Origin of the sequence: Streptomyces canus (genome assembly GCF_041435015.1) — a bacterium.
In the GTDB taxonomy this organism is placed as follows: domain Bacteria; phylum Actinomycetota; class Actinomycetes; order Streptomycetales; family Streptomycetaceae; genus Streptomyces; species Streptomyces canus_G.
Genome location: NZ_CP107989.1, coordinates 8,095,473 through 8,116,181, shown reverse-complemented (window position 1 = coordinate 8,116,181; position 20,709 = coordinate 8,095,473). Strand labels below are relative to the sequence as shown.

Annotated in this window: 17 protein-coding genes and 1 tRNA gene; 9 read left to right on the top strand and 9 right to left on the bottom strand. The window is 72.0% G+C overall.

All coding sequences use genetic code 11. The annotated features are described in order from the left end of the window. Positions 1 to 63 precede the first annotated feature (63 nt). Positions 64 to 1,047, top strand: a complete 984-nt coding sequence (locus tag OG841_RS37060; protein ID WP_328637382.1) for an aldo/keto reductase — start codon at positions 64 to 66, stop codon at positions 1,045 to 1,047. Beyond that, the gene (locus tag OG841_RS37055; RefSeq protein WP_328637383.1) at positions 1,044 to 3,428 is read left to right on the top strand and encodes a helix-hairpin-helix domain-containing protein; all 2,385 of its coding nucleotides are present in this window, start codon (positions 1,044 to 1,046) and stop codon (positions 3,426 to 3,428) included. The genes OG841_RS37060 and OG841_RS37055 overlap by 4 nt, the downstream gene beginning before the upstream one ends. Before the next feature lie 62 nt (positions 3,429 to 3,490). Here the strand turns inward: OG841_RS37055 and OG841_RS37050 are convergent, their stop codons facing one another. Then, positions 3,491 to 4,183 carry a hypothetical protein gene (locus OG841_RS37050; protein WP_328637384.1) on the bottom strand — a complete coding sequence of 231 codons (693 nt, stop codon included), beginning with the start codon at positions 4,181 to 4,183 and terminating at the stop codon, positions 3,491 to 3,493. A 47-nt stretch (positions 4,184 to 4,230) separates the two neighbouring features. On the opposite strand from OG841_RS37050, the gene OG841_RS37045 reads away from it, so the two are divergent. Next, complete coding sequence (locus OG841_RS37045; RefSeq protein ID WP_007380901.1) at positions 4,231 to 4,419, top strand: DUF5703 family protein; 189 nt, start codon at positions 4,231 to 4,233, stop codon at positions 4,417 to 4,419. A gap of 61 nt (positions 4,420 to 4,480) precedes the next feature. Here the strand turns inward: OG841_RS37045 and OG841_RS37040 are convergent, their stop codons facing one another. The 3 genes from OG841_RS37040 to OG841_RS37030 form a co-directional block, all read right to left on the bottom strand. Then, a complete protein-coding gene (locus tag OG841_RS37040) occupies positions 4,481 to 5,347 on the bottom strand; it encodes a chaplin (RefSeq protein WP_328637385.1) in 867 nt (288 codons plus the stop codon). A gap of 149 nt (positions 5,348 to 5,496) precedes the next feature. Further along, positions 5,497 to 5,730 carry a chaplin ChpH gene (gene chpH / locus OG841_RS37035; protein ID WP_007380902.1) on the bottom strand — a complete coding sequence of 78 codons (234 nt, stop codon included), beginning with the start codon at positions 5,728 to 5,730 and terminating at the stop codon, positions 5,497 to 5,499. Positions 5,731 to 5,866: 136 nt separating this feature from the next. Beyond that, a complete protein-coding gene (locus OG841_RS37030) occupies positions 5,867 to 7,192 on the bottom strand; it encodes a M20/M25/M40 family metallo-hydrolase (RefSeq protein WP_371568631.1) in 1,326 nt (441 codons plus the stop codon). 198 nt (positions 7,193 to 7,390) lie between these two features. Here OG841_RS37030 and OG841_RS37025 point away from each other — a divergent pair. From OG841_RS37025 to OG841_RS37010, 4 genes are all read left to right on the top strand, one after another. Continuing rightward, a tRNA-Leu gene (locus OG841_RS37025) sits at positions 7,391 to 7,478 on the top strand. Positions 7,479 to 7,758: 280 nt separating this feature from the next. Then, positions 7,759 to 11,622 carry a Pls/PosA family non-ribosomal peptide synthetase gene (locus OG841_RS37020; RefSeq protein ID WP_371568628.1) on the top strand — a complete coding sequence of 1,288 codons (3,864 nt, stop codon included), beginning with the start codon at positions 7,759 to 7,761 and terminating at the stop codon, positions 11,620 to 11,622. A gap of 77 nt (positions 11,623 to 11,699) precedes the next feature. Next, positions 11,700 to 13,076, top strand: a complete 1,377-nt coding sequence (locus tag OG841_RS37015) for a M1 family metallopeptidase (protein WP_328637388.1) — start codon at positions 11,700 to 11,702, stop codon at positions 13,074 to 13,076. Beyond that, a complete protein-coding gene (locus OG841_RS37010) occupies positions 13,073 to 13,465 on the top strand; it encodes a YchJ family protein (protein WP_328637389.1) in 393 nt (130 codons plus the stop codon). Before OG841_RS37015 ends, OG841_RS37010 begins: the two co-directional genes overlap by 4 nt. Before the next feature lie 37 nt (positions 13,466 to 13,502). Here the strand turns inward: OG841_RS37010 and OG841_RS37005 are convergent, their stop codons facing one another. Continuing rightward, positions 13,503 to 14,204: a FadR/GntR family transcriptional regulator gene (locus OG841_RS37005; RefSeq protein ID WP_328637390.1), complete on the bottom strand. Its 702-nt coding sequence runs from the start codon at positions 14,202 to 14,204 to the stop codon at positions 13,503 to 13,505. 157 nt (positions 14,205 to 14,361) lie between these two features. On the opposite strand from OG841_RS37005, the gene OG841_RS37000 reads away from it, so the two are divergent. Both OG841_RS37000 and OG841_RS36995 read left to right on the top strand, forming a co-directional pair. After that, positions 14,362 to 14,868, top strand: coding sequence for a gluconokinase (locus OG841_RS37000; protein ID WP_328637391.1), 507 nt, complete (start codon positions 14,362 to 14,364; stop codon positions 14,866 to 14,868). Positions 14,869 to 14,923: 55 nt separating this feature from the next. Next, the gene (locus tag OG841_RS36995) at positions 14,924 to 16,321 is read left to right on the top strand and encodes a GntP family permease (RefSeq protein WP_328637392.1); all 1,398 of its coding nucleotides are present in this window, start codon (positions 14,924 to 14,926) and stop codon (positions 16,319 to 16,321) included. A 31-nt stretch (positions 16,322 to 16,352) separates the two neighbouring features. Here OG841_RS36995 and OG841_RS36990 read toward each other — a convergent pair whose 3' ends face one another. From OG841_RS36990 to OG841_RS36975, 4 genes are all read right to left on the bottom strand, one after another. Then, positions 16,353 to 16,973 (bottom strand): cytochrome b/b6 domain-containing protein, encoded by a 621-nt coding sequence (locus OG841_RS36990; protein ID WP_328637393.1) that lies wholly within the window; start codon positions 16,971 to 16,973, stop codon positions 16,353 to 16,355. Next, on the bottom strand, positions 16,957 to 17,685 hold the full coding sequence (locus OG841_RS36985) for a molybdopterin-dependent oxidoreductase (protein ID WP_328637394.1): 729 nt from the start codon (positions 17,683 to 17,685) through the stop codon (positions 16,957 to 16,959). Before OG841_RS36985 ends, OG841_RS36990 begins: the two co-directional genes overlap by 17 nt. A 111-nt stretch (positions 17,686 to 17,796) precedes the next feature. Beyond that, positions 17,797 to 19,329: an APC family permease gene (locus OG841_RS36980; RefSeq protein ID WP_328637395.1), complete on the bottom strand. Its 1,533-nt coding sequence runs from the start codon at positions 19,327 to 19,329 to the stop codon at positions 17,797 to 17,799. A gap of 29 nt (positions 19,330 to 19,358) precedes the next feature. Further along, complete coding sequence (locus OG841_RS36975; protein ID WP_328637396.1) at positions 19,359 to 20,309, bottom strand: hypothetical protein; 951 nt, start codon at positions 20,307 to 20,309, stop codon at positions 19,359 to 19,361. Positions 20,310 to 20,709 lie beyond the last annotated feature (400 nt).

Sequence of the window (20,709 nt, the reverse complement as noted above, 5' to 3'; positions counted from 1 at the left end):
CTGTCGGAATCCGTTGTCCACAGGCACCCACGCGACAGGTTCTGGCCAGTAATCTCGGCGTTCATGGAGCAGAGGCATCTCGGCCGGACCGGCCTGCGCGTGTCCCGCATCGGACTCGGCACCCTCACCTGGGGCAGGGACACCGACGAACACGACGCGGCGGACCTCCTGAAAACCTTCTGGGAGGCGGGCGGGACGCTGGTCGACACGGCGGACGTGTACGGCGACGGGGAGGCCGAGTATCTGCTCGGACGTCTCATAGAAGGCCTGGTCCCGCGCCGGGACCTGGTCATCTCCACCAAGGCGGGCAGCGTGCCCGACCCGGACGTCCGCGTCGACTGCTCGCGCGGGCACCTGCTCGCCGCGCTGGACGACTCGCTGGCCCGGCTCGGCACGGACTACGTCGACATCTGGCAGATCCATTCCTACGACCCCTGCACCCCGCTGGAGGAGACGCTCCAGGCCCTCGACCTGGCCGTCAGCAGCGGCCGCGTCCGCTATGCCGGGGTCTCCAACTTCTGCGGCTGGCAGCTCGCCAAGGCGGGCACCTGGCAGCTGGCGGCGCCCGGGACGCGCACCCGGCTGGCCGCCACGCAGCTGGAGTACTCGCTGCTCCAGCGCGGGATCGAGCGGGAGGTACTGCCTGCCGCGCTCGATCTGGGCATCGGGCTGCTGCCCTCCTCGCCGCTGGGCCGTGGTGTCCTGACGGGCAAGTACCGCACCTCCACTCCGGCCGACTCGCGGGGTGCCTCGGAGCATCTCGCCCCGTTCGTCGCGCCCTACCTCGACGACACCGCGAGCCGCATCGTGGACGCGGTGACCACGGCGGCCGACGGGCTCGCGGTGACGCCGCTCCAGGTGGCCCTCGCGTGGGTCCGGGACCGGCCGGGAGTGACCGCGCCGATCGTCGGCGCGCGCAACTCGCAGCAGCTCACGGCGGCATTGTCAGTGGAGGCCCTTAGTCTTCCTGACGAGATCTGCCGGGCGCTCGACGATGTGTCGGTGCCCGTGCACCGCTATCCCGATCACGACTGGAGCACGCTGTGAGCACGGAGCCGGAGCCCACGGAGAAGACCGAGCCGGGGACGCGGGGCACCGCACCGGAGCCGGAGGGCACGGGGGGAGCGCCGGGCCGGGCGACGGACGGCGTCGCATCAGCGGGAGACTCCGTGGCGGAGAGCGGTGACGTGGACGCGGCCGCGGGCGAGGCCGCTGAAGGCGTGAGCGACCGGCCTGTCGGCGGCGAGGAACCGGAGGCCGACGCGGGCGAGGGCGGTGACTCGGCCGGCGCGGACGCGGACGGTGCGGGCAAGGCGCAGTTGTCCGAGGCCGAGGCCGAGTTGGCGGCTCAGCAGCTCGAGCGGGAGCGGATCGCGCGGCGCAAGGCCGAGAAGCAGCGGCCCGTCGAGAGCGGAGCCAAGCTCAGCGGGAAGGCGGCCGATCTCCTCGCGGCCGTACGGGCGGTGGAGAGCGGGGCGAAGCCCGTGGCCGCCGTCTTCAGCGAGCCCGAGCCGCCGCGTCGGCCCGCCCGGGAGCCGGTGCGGCCACGGCCGGTGCCGGCGGAGGCGACCGGGGTCGGCGGTGGCGTAGGTGTCGCGGTCGGCGGGACCGCGCCGGAGACCGTGGAGGCCGTACAGCGTGTACTGGCCGAGGGCGGGGCGCCCACGGCCCTCGCGTCGCAGGTCGCCGCAGTCCTCGGGGAAGGGGCCGACGAGGAGCTGCGGGCGGATCCCTGGCAGTTGCTGCGGGTCATGGGCGTGCGGCCCGAGCAGGCCGACGGGTTCGCCCGGGGACTGCTCGGCGCGGAGTGCGCGCCGGACGACGAGCGACGGGGGCGGGCGGTCACCGTCTGGCTCCTGGAGCAGGCGGCACTCGCCGGACACACCGCGCTGGAGATGCCGGCGCTCACCGCCGCGCTGGCCCAGCGGGGCGTGCCGGACGCCGACGCGGCCGTACAGAGCACCATCGCCGAGGCCGAGGCCCTGGTCTTCCAGGACGCGCTCGACCCGGCGGCCCCGGAACCCTCGGAGGACGACGAGGAGGGCGCGGAGCAGCCGGTCCGGATCCTGGTCGGGCTCGAGCGCTACGCCCTCGCGGAGGAGAGCCTCGCCGACGGTCTGGCCCGGCTGATCAACTCCGTGCCCAAGGAGGACGGTTCGGCCGAGGACTGGGAGCGTGCCGCCCTGTCGGCCAAGGGTTCGGCCGCCGAGCTGATCCGCGCCGTCGCGGCGGGCGGCCTGGTCCTGCACACCGGCGGCCAGGCGTCCCTGACGGAACCCGCGGCGCTGCTGACAGCGGCGCGAGGGCTGGGGCTGCGGGCATGGGCGGCCACGCACAGCCCACTGGGCCGCGACCGCTTCAGCGCCCTGCTCCAAGGCGACCGGCCGAGCGCCTCCGGCTCGGACGGGGCCGCGCGGCAGGACGACGTTCCCCCGGTAACAGGCCCAGCAGGCGGCATCCCGGCCGGCACCCGGCCCGTCGCCACCGTCGCCGGGCTCCTCTCCGGTGCTGAAGGGCCCGGTCGGGACGGAGACGGGGCGTTCGATCTCGACCTGCTCGTGGTGCTCGACGCGCCGCAGCTGGACGTCGAGACGGCCGCGCTGCTCGTGGAGTCGATGCCGGACGGGGCGCGGCTGGTGCTGGGCGGAGATCCGGCCGTGCTGTGGTCGGCGGGGCCCGGACGGGTGTTCGCGGATCTGCTCGCCGCGCGGATCTGTCCGCAGGTCGCCTCGCGAAGGCCGGACCCCGGCCCCCTGGGCGAGCTGGTCTCCGGTATCGGCATCGGTGAGCTGAACCAGGTCGAGGCCCCCGGCAAGGAGGTCGTGATCGTGCCGGTGCGGGACGCGGGCGAGGCCGTGCACCGGACCGTGCAGCTGGTCGCGGACTCGGTGCCACGGGCACTCGGGGTGCCCGCCGACGAGACCCAGGTGATCACACCGGGCCACGGCGGCGCCGCCGGCACCCGCGCCCTCAACGCGGCCCTGAAGGAGCGCCTGAACCCCGGCCCCGGTCGCTTCGGCGGATTCGACCCCGGTGACCGCGTCGCCTACTCCCCCGCACCGGGCCGTACGCTCCCGGGCCACGTGGTCGGGGCCGACGCGGACGGCCTGCGTCTGACCTGCGCCGGCGAGCCCGTCGTCGTACCGAAGGAGCGCGTGGAGCAGTCCGTACGTCACGGCTGGGCCCTGACCGCACACCAGGCGGTGGGGTGCCGCTGGCCCGCGGTGGTCGCGGTACTGCCGGGCGACGCCACCCAGGCCCTGTCCCGCCCCTGGGTCTACACGGCGTTCGGCAGGGCGGACCGTCACCTGTCCGTGGTCCAGGGCGCGGAACAGGCCCTGCCGAGGGCGGTGGCCGAGATCCCGGCCAAGCCGCGAACGACTCGGCTGCCCGTCCTCCTCAGGGCACAGACACCGACGGCCGGCTGACCCCGTCCGAAAAAGGGGCGCGGCCCCGGAGATCATTCCTCCGGGGCCGCGCCTCATTCGTCTCAGCGACGATCCACGTCCAGCGGTTCCAGGTCCTCGTCCTCGAGGTCGGCACCGTCGGCCTCGTCATCGACGTCGTCGTCGAGGTCGTCCTCAAGGTCGTCGTCGAAGACCGCGCTGACATCGAACCGGCACACCACCCGCTCCACGTCGACCGGCTCGAACGGGGCCTCCAGCCACTCCCCCGGCTCGGCCGGTTCGTCGGCCGCGGTGACCCACAGCGTGGAGTCGCCCTCCTCGAGGCCGAACTCCTTGTGCCGGGAGGCGATCTCGTCGGGCTCGAACTCGCCGAACAGCACCCCCAGCGCGCCGTGCACCGTGCCGGAGGCCTCCGTGGCGACGGTGTCGTCCGCCGCCTCGATCCGCTGGGCCTGCGCCAGCAGCCGCTGCGGCTCCGCCACGGCGTAGTCACGGCGGATCAGCACACTCAGCGCGTTCGGCTCCTCCGGGCCCGTGTACGGCGCGGTGTCCTCCGCGCCGGGGATCTCGAAGGGGGTGACCTCGTCGTAACGGTCGTAGAGCAGCTCGTCGTACACCTCGGCGGCCGCGGCCAGTTCGTTGAAGGCCTCGTAGACGCCGGGGTCGTCCTCCCCCGACCTCCGTTCGACCGCGGCCAGGTGGCGGTCGAGCGCGGTCTTGACCGCCTCGGCGGCGGCACGTACCTCGGCAGCGGTGGGCTGCACAGCATCAGACATAGTGCAGACGCTATCCGTACCGGGCCCCGGACCGCACAATAGATGCGATGCCGGAATACGAATTTGTCGACGTGTACGTACCGCGGGGGGTCTCCCGCAAGGACGCCACACGTCTGCTGACGGACCATGCCGAGTACGGACACTGGGAGTTGGACCGACTGAGCCTGATGCGCGATGGCAGCCGCAGGGTGCGGTTGCGCCGGCGGATCATCCGCCAGGTGCGTGCCACGTGGTGAGACAGGCAGAACGGAGCGGGCCCCGCCGCGGCGGGGCCCGCTCCGCTTCTCGCGGTGTGCCCTAGGCCGAGGCCCGTGCCCTGCGGTAGAGCACCGTGCCGGCGAGGAGCGCTCCGGCGCCCACCGGGAGGGCCAGGCCGATCGGCAGGTCGCTGCCGGTCTGGGCGAGCTGCGCGCTGCCCAGGGGCTGGGTGACCGTCTGGGCACCGGGGTGGTTGCCGCCGACCGGCGTCCGGTGGCCCGCGCCCGGCGGGGTGGCGGGGAAGCCGGGGTGGCCGGGCTCCACCGGGTTGCCGGGGTGACCCGGGTGGCCGGGGTGACCCGGGTGGCCCGGACTGCCGGGCTGTTCCGGCGATCCGGGCGGCGTCTGGTGGCCGCCGCCGGGCGGGGTGTGCCGCCCGCCGCCGGAGCCGGTTCCGGAGCCGTTTCCGCAGTCGTTGTCCATGGCGGGGTTGCCGATGCCGATGAGGTCGACGCTGTTGCCGCAGACGTTCACCGGAACGTCGATCGGCGCCTCCACGTGGTTGCCCGAGCCCACGCCGGGTGAGCCACCGGTGTGTCCGCCGGCGTGCGAACCCCCGGATTCGCCGGAGCCTGAGCCACCGTGTCCGCCGTGCCCGCCATGTCCGCCGTGCCCGCCATGTCCGTGACCCCGGTGACCGCCGCCGTGTGCTCCGGAGCCGCCGCCCTTGTTGCCGCAGCTGTTGCCCATCGCGGGGTTGAGGAGCCCGACGACGTCCACGGTGTTGCCGCACGCGTTCACCGGCACGTGCACCGGCACCGACACGGTGTTGCCCGACAGTACGCCGGGAGAGTTCGTGCTTGATCCGCTCGCGCCCGAGTCGGCATGGGCGGCGCCTCCGGCCGCGGCGATCACGCCGGTCGCGGCCGCCACTGTCATCAGGCTCTTGCGGGTGACTTGTCGCATCTGCTGAATCCCTGCTTTCGACCCTGTCTCGAAATACCGCCGCATCGCGGTTCTTTTTCTTTTCGAAAAGGCCGGTCGGCCCCGGAACGCATGGCGTGCGCTCCGGGGCCGACGGGCTCACCCCTCTTCAGCGAGGGCGAGGCACAACGTCACTTGTTGATGCAGGTGTTGCCGAAGGCGGGGTTCAGCAGGCCGATCACGGAGACCGTGTTGCCGCAGACGTTCACCGGGACGTGCACGGGAACCTGGACGACGTTGCCGGACAGAACACCCGGGGAGCCCACAGCGGCACCCTGAGCACCCGCATCGGCGACGGCAAGGCCCGCGCCCGCGAGAACCAGGCCACCAGTGGCAGCCGCAGCGGCGACGACCTTCTTGATCATTATTCCTCCTTGTTGGCAAAGCGACCCCAAGTAGCGGATCGCATCACCTGTAACGAGGAGGGAGTAATGGGGATACGAGCGTATGAGCACATTCACCCTTCCCGGCCGATGTCGCACGAGCGGGCGAATTACCGCGTCAACTCGCGTCGATGAACCGGTCGAGCACCCGCACGCCGAACTTCAGCCCGTCCACGGGCACCCGCTCGTCGACCCCGTGGAACATCCCGGCGAAGTCCAGCTCCGGGGGCAGCTTCAGCGGCGCGAAGCCGAAGCCGCGGATGCCGAGCTCGTCGAAGGACTTGGCGTCGGTGCCGCCGGAGAGCATGTAGGGGATCGCCTTGGCGGCCGGGTCCTCGGCGACCAGCGCGGACTGCATGGCGTCCACCAGCGCCCCGTCGAACGTGGTCTCCACGGCCTTGTCGGAGTGCACGTCCTCCCGCCTGACCTTGGGCCCGAGGATCTTGTCGAGGTCCGTGAGGAACTCCTCCTCGAAGCCGGGCAGGAAGCGCCCGTCGACGTGTGCGGTGGCCTCGCCCGGGATGACGTTGACCTTGTAGCCGGCGCCGAGCTGGGTGGGATTGGCGGTGTTGCTGAGGGTCGCGCCGATGAGCTTGGCGATGCCGCCGAGCCTGGCGAGCGTGCCCTCCATGTCCTCCGGGTCCAGCTCGGTGCCGAGCGCGTCGCCGAGCTCGTCGAGGAAGGCGCGCGTGGTCTTGGTGACCCGGACCGGGAACGTGTGCCGTCCGAGCCGCGCGACCGCCTCCGACAGTTCGGTGATGGCGTTGTCCCGGTGGATCATCGAGCCGTGCCCGGCGGTGCCGGCCACCGTCAGCTTCATCCAGTGCATGCCCTTCTCGGCCGTCTGGATCAGGTAGAGCCGCCGCTGCTCGCTCACCGTGAAGGAGAAGCCGCCGACCTCGCTGATCGCCTCGGTCACGCCCTCGAAGAGCTCCGGGTGGTGGTCGACGAGGTGCCGGGCGCCGAACTTGCCGCCCGCCTCCTCGTCGGCGAGGAACGCGAGGACGATGTCCCGGGGCGGCCTGCGCCCACTGCGCAGGCGGTCACGGACGACCGCCAGGGTCATCGCGTCCATGTCCTTCATGTCGACGGCGCCCCGCCCCCACACACACCCGTCGGCGACCTCGCCGGAGAAGGGGTGGTGGGTCCAGTCCTGCGCGTTGGCCGGCACCACGTCGGTGTGCCCGTGGATCAGCAGCGCGGGCCTGGACGGGTCCTCGCCCGCGATCCGGGCGACCGTGGAGGCGCGACCGGGGTGCGACTCGAAGATCTGCGGTTCGAGGCCCACCTCGGCGAGCTTCTCCGCGACGTACTCGGCCGCCTTGCGCTCACCCGGCCCCGAGTGGTCGCCGTAGTTGCTGGTGTCGATCCGGATCAGCTCGCGGCAGAGGTCCACGACCTCGTCCTCGCCGGTGACGCCCCTGGCCGTGTCCGTGTCGCTCACGCTGTTCCTCCCGCTGTCACTGCTGGTGGTTCCCCTCATCCTCCCCCCGCGGTCCGGTCCTCCCCAAGACCGGACCCGGCCCGTCACACGCCGTTCACGCGGGGCCGGGGACGGGAACGGGGGGTGATCGGGGCCCCTCGAAAGCCTGGTAATGTTTCCTTCGTCGCCGCGAGGGGAACCCCGCGCGACAGACACCTTGTCCGGGTGGCGGAATGGCAGACGCGCTAGCTTGAGGTGCTAGTGCCCTTTATCGGGCGTGGGGGTTCAAGTCCCCCCTCGGACACCAGCCGAATCCCCCGGCCGCTCAGCGGCCGGGGGATTCGTCGTATACGGCCTGTTCGCTGTATGTGGGGCATCTCTCGCTCGGCGTGAAGATCACCAGGTCACAGGCGCGCGGCAGAGCTGCCGCACCCCTCGAACAGCCGTCCCCAGTGGCCGTTTCGGAGGTTCGAACCTAGCGTCGTACTAAAATTTCCGGCTTGTTACGAGCTGGTGCCGGACAACCCCAGGCAGACCTGCGGCCCGCCAGCGCCCCGGAGGGCTCCGGGATCGAGACGCGAGGACCGATGGCAGCGATACACGAGAGCAGCGCTCTCGGCCTGCTCAACGAAGAGCTCAGCGCAGAGATCCGCGAACAGTTCGGCGACACGGCCCGTTTTTCCGGGGGCCCTGCCGCCTCCCCGCGCACGCTCGTCGACGTCTTCGACGCGTCCGTCCGGTCCTACCCCGACGAGCTCGCCCTGGACGACGGGACCACCCGGCTCACCTACCGTGCGCTGGCCGTCGAGGTGGAGCGGCTGCGGCGGCGGCTCGCCGAGGCCGGGGTCGGACTCGGCGACCGGGTCGGCATCCGGGTCCCGTCCGGCACCAATGACCTGTACGTCGCGATCCTCGCCGTGCTGGCGGCGGGCGCCGCGTACGTCCCCGTCGACGCCGAGGACCCCGACGAGCGGGCCGAGCTGGTGTTCGGGGAGGCGGAGGTCCGGGCCGTGGTCGGCGCCGGGCACGAGCTGACCGTCAACGGGCGCTGCGACTCCCCCGCCGCCCGACCCGGCGTCGAGCACGACGCGTGGATCATCTTCACCTCCGGCTCCACCGGCCGGCCCAAGGGGGTCGCCGTCTCGCACCGCAGCGCGGCCGCCTTCGTGGACGCCGAGGCCGCCCTGTTCCTCACCGACGATCCCATCGGTCCCGCTGACAGGGTCATGGCGGGGCTGTCGGTCGCCTTCGACGCGTCCTGCGAGGAGATGTGGCTGGCCTGGCGGTACGGGGCCTGTCTGGTGCCGGTGCCGCGTTCGCAGGTCAGGAGCGGGGCCGATCTCGGGCCCTGGCTGGTCGAGCAGGAGATCACCGTCGTCTCCACGGTGCCGACGCTCGCCGCGTTGTGGGAGCCCGAGACCCTCAACGACGTACGGCTGCTGATCTTCGGCGGTGAGGCGTGCCCGCCCGAGCTGACGCAGCGGCTGGTGACGGAGGGGCGCGAGGTCTGGAACACCTACGGGCCCACCGAGGCGACCGTGGTGGCCTGTGCCTCGCTGATGAGCGGCGAGGAGCCGATCCGGATCGGGCTGCCGCTGGACGGCTGGGAGCTGGCCGTCGTCGACGAGGCCGGGGAACCCGTCCCGATGGGCGCGAGCGGACAGCTGGTGATCGGCGGGGTCGGGCTGGCCCGGTACCTGGACGCCGAGAAGGACGCGGAGAAGTACGCGCCGCTGAAGTCGCTGGGCTGGGAACGGGCGTACCGCAGCGGTGACCTCGTGAAGACGGAGCCCGAGGGGCTGGTCTTCCTCGGCCGGGCCGACGAGCAGATCAAGCTCGGAGGCCGGCGGATCGAGCTGGGTGAGGTCGACGCGGCTCTCCAGGCCCTGCCCGGGGTCGCGGGAGCGGCCGCCGCCGTCCGCACCGCCCGCAGCGGCAACCAGCTTCTCGTCGGGTACGTCGTCACGCAGGACGGCTGGGACCATGCCGCAGCCGTGGAGAAGCTGCGGGCCGCACTGCCCGCCGCGCTCGTGCCGTTGATCGCTCCCGTCGACGACCTGCCGACGCGGACCTCCGGCAAGGTGGACCGCAACGCGCTGCCCTGGCCGCTCGAGGGGCTCGAAACCGGCGGCCCCGCGGAGGAGTTGTACGGCACCGAGGCCTGGCTCGCCGAGCAGTGGGCGGAAGTCCTCGACATCCCGGTCTCCAGTGCCCGCGACGACTTCTTCGCGATCGGCGGCAGCAGCCTGGCCGCCGCCCAGTTGACCACCCGGCTGCGCACCCGCTACCCGAGCGCCGCCGTCCTCGACATCTACCAGCAGCCCACGCTGCGCAAGCTGGCCCGCCACCTGGAGGAGTCCGCGCAGGACGACGGAGCGGCGCGGGTGATCGCACCGGTGCCGCTCAAGGCCCAGGTGATCCAACTTCTCGTCCTGCTCCCCCTGTTCACGCTGCTCGGACTGCGCTGGCTGGTGCCGCTCGCCGCGCTCGGGAACGTCCTGCCGTACTCCTGGCTGCCGAGCACCTCGTGGTGGCTGGTCGGGGCCGGTGCCCTGCTGCTGTTCAGTCCGCCCGGACGGCTGGCGATCGCGGCGGGCGGGGCGCGCGTGCTGCTGCGCAAGGTGCAGCCCGGCCGCTACCCGCGCGGTGGCGGCGTCCACCTGCGGCTGTGGACGGCCGAGCGACTCGCCGAGTTCACCGGGGCGACCTCGCTGACCGGCTCCTGGCTGGAGCGGTACGCGCGGGCGCTGGGCGCCAGGCTCGGCCCGGACGTGGACCTGCACTCGCTGCCGCCGGTCACCGGCATGCTCAAGCTGGGCCGGGGCGCGGCCGTCGAGTCCGAGGTGGACCTGTCCGGCTGGTGGCTGGACGGCGACCGGCTGGAGGTCGGCCAGGTCAAGGTGGGTGCGCACGCCGTCGTCGGCACGCGCAGCATCCTGTTCCCCGGCGCCCGGGTCGGCAAGCGGGCCGAGGTGGCGCCGGGTTCGGCGGTCACCGGGCAGATCCCGACCGGCCAGCGCTGGGCGGGCGCGCCCGCGGTCAAGCTGGGCAAGGCCAAGCGCAACTGGCCGAAGGAGCGGCCGGCGCGGGGGACGTACTGGCGGGTGATGTACGGCCTGGCCGGCCTCTCCATGAGCATGCTCCCGGTGCTGGCGGGTGGCGCGGCCTTCCTGGTCGCCCGTCCGTTCCTCGCCGCCTACGCGCCCCTGAAGGGCGCCGCCCTGGCCCTCGTCCCGGCCACGCTCGCCTTCGGGCTGGCGTACGCGCTGCTGATCCTGGTCGCCGTACGGCTGCTGAGCCTGGGGCTGCGCGAGGGGACGTATCCGACGCACAGCCGGGTCGGGTGGCAGGCGTGGACCGTCACACAGCTGATGGACCGCTCGCGCGAGACGCTGTTCCCGCTGTACGCCGGGCTGGTCACGCCGGTGTGGCTGCGGCTGCTCGGGATGCGGATCGGACGCGGTGCGGAGGTGTCGACGGTGCTCGCGCTGCCGAGCCTGACGACGGTCGGCGAGGGTGCGTTCCTCGCCGACGACACGCTGACCGCGCCGTACGAGCTGGGTGGCGGCTGGGTCAGGATCGGGCGCGCGGAGATCGGGCGGCGGGCGTTCCTCGGGAACTCCGGGATGACCGCGCCGGGGCGGACCGTGCCGGACGGCGGGCTGGTGGGCGTGCTGTCGGCCACGCCGAAGAAGGCGAAGAAGGACACGTCGTATCTGGGGCTGCCGCCGGTGAAACTGCCGCGCAGCGCGGCCGACAGCGACCAGAGCCGGACGTACGAGCCCTCGGCGGGGCTGCTGTGGGCGCGCGGTCTGGTGGAGCTGTGCCGGATCGTGCCCGTGTTCTGCTCGGCCTGGCTGGCCGTGCTGACGGTGGCCGCGCTGTGTGTGCTCGGGCCGTGGGCCTGGCCGCTGGCGGGAGTGGTACTGCTCGTGGCCGGTGCGGCGGCGGGGCTGGTGTCGGTGGTCGCGAAGTGGCTGCTCGTGGGGCGGCACCGCAGTGGGGAGCACCCGCTGTGGAGCGGCTTCGTGTGGCGCAACGAGCTCGCGGACACCTTCGTCGAGGTGCTCGCGGTGCCGTGGCTGGCGGGTTCCGTGCCCGGTACGCCGGTGCTGACGGCGTGGCTCAGGGGGCTCGGCGCGCGGATCGGCAAGGGCGTCTGGGTGGAGAGCTACTGGCTGCCGGAGACCGATCTGGTGACCCTGGAGGACGCGGCGACCGTGAACCGCGGCTGTGTGCTCCAGACCCACCTCTTCCACGACCGGATCTTGCGGACGGATACTGTTGTTCTCCGTGAGGGTGCCACGCTGGGCCCTGGCGGGATCGTGCTGCCCGGCAGCACGATCGGGGCCCGCACCACGCTGGGCCCCGCGTCGCTCGTCATGGCCGCGGAGTCCGTCCCGGACGACACCCGCTGGCTCGGCAACCCGATCGAGGCATGGCGGCCCTGAACGCGGGCCACTCGGAGTCGGTGAGCGGTGTACCGGTGGATCCGAGTGGGAACGCAGCGCAGGGAGCAGAAGCGGCAGTGGCAGTTCAGCAGGCGGCGGGTCCGGACCCGTACTTCCCGGACCACGGTGACGCCCGGTACCGGGTGCACCGCTACGAGCTCGCCCTGGACTACCGCCCGGGCCCGAACCGGCTGGCCGGGAGCGCCCGGATCAACGCCATAGCGGGGCGCTCGCCGCTCGCCGAGTTCATGCTCAACCTGTCCGACTTCAAGATCGGCCGGGTGCGGGTGGACGGCCGGCAGGCGCGCTACACGCACCGGGGCGGGAAGCTGCGGGTCCGTCCGGCGAAGCCGGTGCGGCCCGGGGCCGCGTTCACGGTCGAGGTGCACTGGTCGGGCAACCCCAAGCCGGTCGGCAGCCCCTGGGGCGGGCTCGGCTGGGAGGAGCTGGAGGACGGGGCGCTGGTCGCGAGCCAGCCGATCGGGGCGCCGTCCTGGTACCCGTGCAACGACCGGCCCGCGGACAAGGCGTCGTACCAGATCTCGATCACCACGCCGTCGGCGTACGCGGTGGTGGCGGGCGGCAGGCTGCTGACCCGTACGACCAAGGCGTCCACGACGACCTGGGTGTACGAGCAGGCCGCGCCCACGTCCAGCTATCTCGTCGGGCTGTCGATCGGCAAGTACCAGACGGTGCTGCTGGGCGACCCGGGGCCGGGCGGGGTGCCGCAGCACGGGCACATCCCGGCGCATCTGCTGCCGGAGTTCTCCCGGGACTTCGCGCGGCAGCCGCAGATGATGGAGCTGTTCCAGGAGCTGTTCGGGCCGTATCCGTTCGACGAGTACGCGGTGGTCGTCACGGAGGAGGAGCTCGATGTGCCCGTGGAGGCCCAGGGGTTGTCGCTGTTCGGCGCCAACCACGTGGACGGCGCCCGGGGTTGGGAGCGGCTGGTGGCGCACGAGCTGGCGCACCAGTGGTTCGGCAACAGTGTGTCCATCGCGGACTGGCGGCACATCTGGCTGAACGAGGGGTTCGCCAAGTACGCCGAGTGGCTGTGGTCGGAGCGTTCGGGGGGCCGTACCGCCCAGCAACTGGCCGCCGCGGCACACCGGTTGCTGTCCTCGCTCCCCCAGGACCTGCGTCTGGCCGACCCGGGACGCAAGTCGATGTTCGACGACCGGCTCTACGAACGCGGCGGGCTCACCGTGCACGCGGTGCGCTGCGCGATGGGTGACGAGGCGTTCTTCCGGATGCTGCGCGGCTGGGCCGGGCTGCACCGGGGCGGGGCCGTGACCACGACGACGTTCACGGCCCACGTCAACCGGTTCGCGGACGAGCCGCTGACCGGGCTGTTCGACGCGTGGGTGTACGGGACGGCGCTGCCGTCGTTGCCGACGGTGATTCCGGCACGGCCGGCGCATCCGCCCACCAACACCGGCACGGTGCAGCCGTGAGCCGGCGTGGCTCCGGGCAACGGCCCCCCTGTCCTTGCGGCCTCGAGGAGACGTACGACCACTGCTGCGGCCGCTTCCACCGGGGTGAGTCGGCGGCGCCCACCGCGGAAGCGCTGATGCGTTCGCGCTACAGCGCCTTCGTGAAGCGCGACGAGGCGTATCTGCTGCGCACGTGGCACCCGCGGACCCGGCCGCCGGGTGTCGATCTCGATCCCGGCATGCGCTGGACCGGCCTGGAGATCCTCGGCACGGCCGACGGCTCGGCGTTCCACAGCACGGGCACGGTGACGTTCCGCGCCTCGTTCAAGGGCGGCTCCCTGCACGAGCGCAGCCGTTTCGAGCGCGTCGGCGGAGCCTGGGTGTACGTCGACGGGGAGTTCCTCGACTGATCTACGTGATCTACGTGATCTACGTGATCTACGTGATCTACGGCGCGAGTATGTCCAGCTCCTGGAGGGCGCCCTCGGCGATCTCGCGGGTCAGCTCCTCCGCATGAGTCGCGTCGCCCGCGCGGATCGCCTCGGCGAGCCGGACATGGAGGGTGACGGCGGCCGGGTCGGGGTCCTCGAACATGACCTCGTGGCGGGTGCGGCCGGTGAGGACCTCGGCGACCACGTCACCGAGGCGGGCGAACATCTCGTTGCCGGAGGCGTTGAGGATCACGCGGTGGAAGGCGATGTCGTGGAAGAGGTAGCCCTCGAGGCGGTGGCCCTTGGAGTGGGCGACCATGCCGAGCGCGCACTCGGTGAGTTCGGCGCACTGCTCGGCCGTCGCGTGCTTCGCGGCCAGGCCGGCCGCCACCGGCTCGATCGCCGAGCGCAGCACGGTCAGTGAGCGCAGCTGGTGGGGCCGGTCGGCGCCGGCCAGTCGCCAGCGGATGACCTGGGGGTCGTAGACGTTCCACTCGGCCTTGGGGCGGACCGTCACGCCCACGCGTCGGCGGGACTCGACCAGGTGCATCGACTCCAGGACGCGGACCGCCTCGCGCATCACCGAGCGGGAGACGTCGAAGCGTTGAGCCAGTTCGTCCGTGCGCAGAACGCTGCCCGGCGGGTAGTCGCCCGCGGTGATGGCGGGGCCGAGGCTTTCCAGTACGCGGCCGTGCAGCCCCCGGCCCGATGTGCTCATGCACTCAGAGTACGGGGCGTGTCACACCAAGAAAAAGTCAGACTTATTCATCACAGCCTCTTGATTCGTCGTACCTAATCGGTTTCAGTTGCGTCTGCATCAGTCGGCATGAGTCGGCATCAGTTGTCGAAGAGGACACGCAGACAGTGAGGCAGCGATGAGTACCCCGAAGGTCGTCGTGGTCATGGGCGTCGCGGGCACCGGGAAGACCACCATCGGTCCCCTGCTCGCGACCCGGCTCGGCGTTCCGTACGCCGAGGGCGACGACTTCCACCCGCCGGCCAACATCGCCAAGATGTCGGCCGGCACCCCGCTCACCGACGAGGATCGGTTGCCGTGGCTGGACGCCATCGGCTCCTGGGCGCACGGGCGGGCGGCGCTCGGCGGGGTGGTCAGCTGCTCGGCGCTGAAGCGCTCGTACCGCGACCGGCTGCGGGCCGAGGCGCCCGGGGTCGTCTTCGTGCACCTGGCGGGCGACCGCTCCCTCATCGAGGACCGGATGTCGCACCGGCAGGGGCACTTCATGCCCACCGCGCTGCTGGACTCGCAGTTCGCCACGCTCCAGCCCCTCCAGGCGGACGAGGCCGGGGTCGTGGTGGATGTGTCCGGCAGCCCGGAGGAGATCACCGGGCGGGCCGTGAAGGCGCTCGCCGAACTCCCGTAACACCCCTTTCCACACCCTTTTCCGAAGCACATCCCCGTACCTGCAAGGGACCCCCGTGACCAGACTCAGCGTCGAGATGCTGGCAGCGGACGCACCGGAGCCGATCACCTCGGCCGGTCACGCTCAGCTGGGCATCGCCGTACTGGCGGGCATCGCCGTCATCGTTGTACTCATCACCAAGTTCAGGCTCCACGCCTTCCTGGCGCTGACCCTGGGCACGCTCGTGCTCGGCGCGGTCGCCGGAGCGCCGCTCGACAAGGCCATCACCAGCTTCACCACCGGCCTCGGCACCACGGTCGCCGGCGTCGGCGTGCTGATCGCCCTCGGTGCGATCCTCGGCAAGATGCTCGCCGACTCGGGCGGGGCCGACCAGATCGTCGACACGATCCTCGCGAAGGCGGGCGGCCGTTCGATGCCGTGGGCGATGGTTCTGATCGCCTCCGTCATCGGTCTGCCGCTGTTCTTCGAGGTCGGCGTCGTGCTGCTGATCCCGGTCGTGCTCATGGTCGCCAAGCGCGGCAACTACTCCCTGATGCGCATCGGCATCCCGGCCCTCGCCGGTCTCTCCGTGATGCACGGCCTGGTCCCGCCGCACCCCGGCCCCCTGGTCGCGATCGACGCGGTACAGGCCAACCTCGGTGTGACGCTCGCGCTCGGTGTGCTGGTGGCCATCCCGACGGTGATCGTCGCCGGGCCGCTGTTCTCGAAGGTCGCGGCCCGCTGGGTGGACGTCCCCGCGCCCGACCGGATGATCCCCCAGCGCGCCTCGGAGGACCTGGAGAAGCGGCCGGGTTTCGGTGCCACCCTCGCCACGATCCTCCTGCCGGTCGTCCTGATGCTCTCCAAGGCGCTGGTCGACATCGTGATCGACGACCCCGACAACACCGGGCAGCGCGTGTTCGACGTCGTCGGCTCGCCGCTGATCGCCCTGCTGGCCTCGGTGCTCGTGGGCATCTTCACGCTGCTCCGCCCGGCCGGCTTCGGCAAGGAGCGCCTCGCCCCGCTCGTCGAGAAGGGCCTCGCGCCCATCGCCGGCATCCTGCTGATCGTCGGCGCCGGCGGCGGGTTCAAGCAGACCCTGATCGACTCCGGCGTGGGTCGGATGATCCTGGAGATATCCGAGGACTGGTCCATACCGGCCCTGCTCCTCGCCTGGCTGATCGCGGTCGCGATCCGTCTCGCGACCGGCTCCGCGACGGTGGCCACGGTCTCCGCGGCCGGCCTGGTCGCCCCGCTCGCCGCGAACATGTCGACGACGCACACGGCCCTGCTCGTCCTCGCCATCGGCGCCGGCTCCCTCTTCTTCAGCCATGTCAACGACGCCGGGTTCTGGCTGGTCAAGGAGTACTTCGGCCTGGACGTCGGCCAGACCGTCAAGACCTGGTCGATCATGGAGACGATCATCTCGGTGTTCGCGGGCGGTCTGGTGCTGCTGCTCTCGCTGGTCATCTAGGCGTACGGCGGCTGCGGCGCCCCCTGTCGGCCTACGGCCGCCACAGGGGGTGTTCGCGTTCCGCCCACTCCCGGCTCACTTCTCCGGTCCTGAGCCCCCTCCTCGCCTCCGGATCGCCCAGCGCCATGCCGATGTGGCCCGCGAGGACGATGCCGATCGACAGGGCCAGCCAGTCGTGGACGAAGGTCGCGCTGGTGCGCCACTGGATCGGAGTGAGGTGGGTGAACCACATCAGCAGGCCCGTGCCGAGCATGACCAGGCTCGCGCCCGCGATCCAGGCGGCGTAGACCTTCTGACCCGCGTTGAACTTGCCCGCGGGACGGGCCGCCCGGCGCTTGTCGCGGTGCAACGCGGCCCGCAGCCAGACCCGGTCGTGCGGGCCGAAGCGGTTCAGGAAGCCCAGGTCGGCGCGGAAGGCGCGGGAGACCAGGCCCACCAGGACCGGTACCGGCAGGGCCAGGCCCGCCCACTCGTGGACGCGGACCACCAGCTCACGGCGGCCGACGAGTTCGGCGAGCTGGGGGACGTAGAGGCAGGCCGCCGTCACCACGCAGACGCCCATCAGCGCGGCGGTCGCGCGGTGGACCCACTTCTGGCTGCGCCCGAAACGCCGGACATGTGCCTGCGGTGGGGCATCAGCTCGTAGGATCATCGTCCCGCCCGTTCGATCGGCCCACCCAGGCGTCCACGTCGTAGCCCCGGTCCTCCCAGTAACCCGGCTCCACGTCCTCGGTGACGGTGATGCCGGACAGCCACTTGGCCGACTTGTAGAAGTACATGGGAGCCACGTAGAGGCGGACCGGGCCGCCGTGGGTGTGGCCGATGTCCTTGTCCTGCATGCGCAGGGCCACCAGGACGTCCGAGCGGCGGGCCTGGTCGAGGGTGAGGCTCTCGGAGTACGCCCCGTCGAAGCAGGTGAAGCGGACGGCGCCCGCCTTCGCTCTCACCCCGGCCGCGTCCAGCAGCCGGGACAGCCGTACGCCTTCGAACGGCGTGTCCGGGACCCGCCAGCCCGTCACGCACTGCACGTCCTTGACCATCCGGGTCTGGGGCATCGCCCGCAGGTCGGCCAGGGTGTACGTCCGCGGGCGCGAGACCAGGCCGTCGATCTTGAGCTGGTAGTTCTCGGCGTTCTTGTGCGGCACGGACGAGGTCACCGAGTAGTAGCGGAAGCCGCCGCCGTTGGGGAGCAGTCCCGTCAGCCCGGTGGGGTCCTTGTCGGCGGCGCTGCCGAGGAATGCCTCCAGGCCGCGTTGCAGGGTGGGCGCGCCGACCACGCCGAGCGCGCCCAGGCCGAGGGTGCCGAGGAGGACACGGCGGCCGATCGGCGTACCGCGCTGTTCCTCGGGCTGTTCGGAGTTCACCTCCTCATTCGAACACCCGCGAGGCCTGCGGGACCAGGAATCGCGGGTGCTCGTCAGACTTCCGTAACCACTTCTCACCCGGATCTCAGCGAGCACCGGGTTCGCGGAGGGCTACGACACCTCCCCCGCCGCCTTCTCCAGCTGGAACGCCTCGTTGCCGAGCCCGATCCGGGCGTGCGCCTCGGGCCTGCGGGCCCGCAGGAGCAGGCCCTGCGCCAGGCCCACCACCACGGCGAGCCCGATGATGCCGGGCAGCACCCAGCTCAGCGAGGACCCCGGGCCCGCGCCGACCAGGACGTCGAAGTCCTTCACCGTGTACACGGCGATCACCAGCAGGGCGATCCCCGCGAGGGCCGAGGTGACCAGCCGCCAGGCCTGGGCGCCCGCCGCGCCGCGCCGGACGAAGAAGGCGATCACGGAGGCGGAAGCCGCCGCCATCAGCAGGATCACGCCGAGGGAGCCGATGTTGCCGAACCAGGTGAACAGGTGCAGAACCGGCACGGTCGGGTCGCCGGTGGGCTTGTCGTCGGCGATCGCGAAGACGACCACGACCACCACGGACACGGCGGTCTGGAGCAGCGAGCCGGTGCCGGGCGCGCCGCTCGCACTGTTCGTGCGGCCGAAGGCGGCGGGCAGCAGTCCCTCGCGGCCCATCGCGAAGGCGTAGCGGGCGACCACGTTGTGGAAGCTGAGCATGGCCGCGAACATGCCGGTCACGAACAGCACGTGCAGGACGTCGGTGAACGTGCCGCCGAGGCGGGACTCGGTGAGCCCGAAGAGCAGTCCGGCGCTCTGCTTCTGCGACTCGGCGACGACCGCGGAGGGCCCGGTGGCGACGGTGAGGGCCCAGCTGCTGAGCGCGAAGAAGACGGCGACGCCGCCGACGGCCAGGAACATCACGCGCGGCACCAGGATGTGCGGGCGGCTGGTCTCCTCGGCGTACACGGGCGCCTGCTCGAAGCCGAGGAAGGCGGCGATGCAGAAGCACAGGGCGGTGCCGACGCCGGCGCCGCTGAGGGTGTCCGGGTTGAAGGCGTGCAGGGACAGGCCCTGGGCCGCGGGGTCGGCGACCGCGGCGATGTCGAAGATGACGACCAGGGCGACCTCGACGATGAGCAGGACGCCGAGCACGCGCGCGTTGACGTCGATCTTCAGCCAGCCCAGCGCGCCGACGACCAGGGCGGCCACCAGCGCGGGTATCCACCAGGCCACCGACAGGTCGGCGTAGGTGGCGAACAGTCCGGAGACCTCGAAGCCGAAGATGCCGTAGATGCCGACCTGGAGGGCGTTGTAGGCGACCAGGGCGACGAGGGCCGCGCTCGCCCCGGCCGTGCCGCCGAGACCGCGGGAGATGTAGGCGTAGAAGGCTCCCGCGTTGTGGACGTGCCGGCTCATCTCGGCGTAGCCGACGCTGAACAGGACGAGGACCACGCCGAGGACGACGTAGAGGAGGGGTTGGCCGACGATCCCCATCACCGCGAATGTAGTGGGCATGACACCCGCGACGACCATGAGGGGGGCGGTCGCGGCGAGAACGGAGAGCAGCAGGCCTCCGGTGCCGAGGCGGCCGGCGCGCAGCGCGCGGTCCTGCCCCTTGAACGTACTGATGTCCGGTCTGCTCTTACTGGAACTCTCGGTGGCCATGGGGACCGTCCTTCTGGGGTTCGGGGGTGCTACACCGTGCCGAGCGCGCTGTCGCGGGCGGCAAGGAAGGCGGAGTACGGCTCGTGGTCCGGATAGGACCAGGGGGCCGGGGTGGGGCGTTCGCCGATGCGGTGGAAGAGGGCGGCGGCCTCGGCGCCGCGGCCCTCGCAGACCTTCGCGTGGGCGAGGAAGTTGAGGTCGACCAGGCGGCGGGGGTGACCCTCGTGCTCCCATTCCAGCCACCAGTCGAAAGCCGCCTTCATCACCTGCCGGGCCCGGCGTCCGGTCCAGTGGCCCGAGGCGGCCGGGTCGCGCGGCTCGTGCCCGGCGGCGGCCAGGGCCCGGTAGCGCTCGGCGTGGGCGATGACCGGCAGGATCGCGAGCGGCGAGTCGGCGGGGGCCTGCTCGGCGGCCCAGTTCGCGAAGTCGTAGACCTCGTGCAACGGGTCGGGGCCCGCCTCGGCCCGGCGCTCGGCGAGCCGGGCGACCATCAGATGGTGGGCGTGGTGGTGGTCGGCGTGCCGCTGCCGGATCTCGCCGAAGACGTCGGCCACCTCGTCCGCCGCCCCGAGGTCGCGCTCCAGCAGGAGCAGGCCGAGCCAGGGGGTGGGGTCGGCGGGCAGCCGGCGGGCCGCGGTGCGGCAGGCCTCGCGGGCGGCGGCGGGCTTCCCCTTGCCCCGCGGCACCCGTTGGACCAGGGCGAGGGCGAGCAGTACGGCGGCGTCGCCGGAGTCCGGCTCGGCCACCAGCCAGTCCCTGGCCCAGGCATCGCTGTACGGCTCGGCCGCGAGAACCGTGATCCGGTGGCCCCGCCGGTCCCACTCGTCACCCGTCCGGGCCAGCAGCGCACGGGCCGCCTGCCATCTGCCCTGCGCCAACGCGGAACGCGCGTCGATGAGTTCGGCGTCGTCGAGGGCCGCGTCGAAGGCCTGGGCGGCGCGTTTTCGACTGCGGCCGAAGGGCGGCGGGGGCGGGGACACCGTGTGGGTTTTCCTCACGGAACATGGCGCGTGACGGGTGGGGCGGAAGAGCGAGGTGGAAGGGGTGGGGCGGAAGGGGTGCCTGAGCGGATGCGGGCAGGCCGACCGTCGATGTGGGCAGGTCGGCGGGCCGATTCGCACCGCCATCGACTGATCACGGACAGCCAACCGCCCGCCAATGGTTTGCGTCAAGAGCCGACGGCGCATTACACGCGTCAACTATCCATACCTGAGAGGAAGTTGTGGCGAAGCGGTGCTGGTGGGACCGGGTCAAGGGCCCACGTCTGTGGCGTACGCCATGGCGCCGCGCCTCCTCGCACCGCACCATGGCGGGAACCCCGCTGCCGAGAACGACGCGGCGGCCGAGTCGACAGCCCGAATACGGGTACTCCCAGGGGCA